The following is a 1,576-nucleotide window of genomic DNA, read 5'->3' as shown; positions in this document are numbered from 1 at the left end:
CGCAGGGGTCGGACGCCGGGTCTGGTCAGCCATTCAGGCAGCCTCCGTGGGTGCGCTTACCGGCCGGGAGCAGCACGGCGGGCGAACACCGCGCGCTCAACCGGACGGCTCGCATCGGGGAGCGGGGAGACAGACCCGCATCCGATCGGTCGTAGCTGATAACCGTGGCTCGACGGGCGGGGGCGCTAGTCATCGAGCAGCCTCGCCCACATATCCGGGTCGTAGTCGCCGGGCTGCTTCTGCAGGCTCACCAACACGCCCGCGACCGCGTTCGCCACGTCGTCGTGCGCACCCTTCATCTGCGGGTGGTCGATGATGTCCTTGCCGCTGCCGCGGGTCGTGCGCCGCTCCAGCGAGACCAGCTGCTGCTGGAGGTTCGGCACGTCGAGCAACCGGCACCGCATGCTGTTCAGCAGCGGCAGGAACTCGCGGTAGATGTCGGACTTCGACCGCTCCGAGACCTCGTAGGTGATCCCACGCGTCTGGAATCGCTCCCGCGGCCACTCGCCGGCATAGCGGTCGCCCACGACCCGGCTGACACCGTAGGCTTTGCAGAGGGTCGAGAACTCCTCCACGATCGCGTCGGGCGAGACCGAGCGGATCTCGCGCACCGCGTCGAGGATCGCGAGATCCCCCTCGCCGTGCCCTATGGCCAGGGTCATCGCATCGGCGCCACCGCCCGCCAGATCGACGAAAGCGCTGTAGCCCGTACCGGTGATCGGGCCGATCTCGCGCAAGTCGCCCGGCATGCACGCCTGGACCGCCTCCAGGCTGACGAAGGCTTCCACGTCGCGGCGGAACTCGGCGCCATACTCAGCAGAAGCTGCTGCCGGATCGCGGGTGTAGGCCCGCTTCACCACCGCCGGGTCCAGGCTCGGGTTCATGGTCTGCGAGGGGGCCCGCAGCACCAGCACTGTCGAATCGCCGTCGGCGCCGTAGTCCCGCTGATACGTGCGGTACAGCTCGCCCTTCCGGGCATAGGGTGAGGATAGGATGCACAGCGGGCCGCCGGTGGTCGCCAAACCGGGGCGGATCGCGTCGAGGATCTCGGTGTCTGGGTTGGCGCTGTTCTCCAGGTGCCAGAACGCCACCTCATCACAGAGCGCGGCCGCCAGCGTCTCGCCGCGGCTCGTCTTGTAGTTCGCGGGCCGGACCTCGATGTCCACGCCCGCCCGCAGCCGGATCCTGTCCACGGCCGGGTCACCGTCGACCATGTCCTGCATCTCGGCCGAGTGCGTGAACACGCCCAGCACGTACGAGAACACCTTGGCGGCCTGCACCGTGGTCGAGGCCATGACCGGCAGCGTCCCCCTCTCGCCCGGACCCGCCAGAGCCCCGTACTCGATCAGTCCGGCGAGGTAGGCGCCCACGACGCTGAACGCCCGGCACCTCCCCCCGCACCGGCCCACGATGCCCCACCGCTCCCCCCCGGTGAGGGACCCACCGGCGCCCAGTTGTGCATCCTATCCTCACCCTATACCGGGCAGGGCGTGCTGTCCCGCACGTATCAGCGGGACTACGGCGCCGACGGCGATTCGACAGTGCTGGTGCTGCGGGCCCCCTCGCAGACCATGAA

The 1,576-nt window shown here is 69.4% G+C and carries 1 protein-coding gene; it reads right to left on the bottom strand.

The window, feature by feature from the left end:
- Window positions 1–185 precede the first annotated feature (185 nt).
- Window positions 186–1,370, bottom strand: coding sequence for a hypothetical protein (locus tag MKK75_RS00180; protein WP_244040627.1), 1,185 nt, complete (start codon window positions 1,368–1,370; stop codon window positions 186–188).
- Window positions 1,371–1,576: the final 206 nt, after the last annotated feature.

It is taken from the genome of Methylobacterium sp. J-030 (assembly GCF_022829545.1).
GTDB lineage: Bacteria > Pseudomonadota > Alphaproteobacteria > Rhizobiales > Beijerinckiaceae > Methylobacterium.
This window is presented reverse-complemented; position numbering and strand designations above follow the sequence as displayed.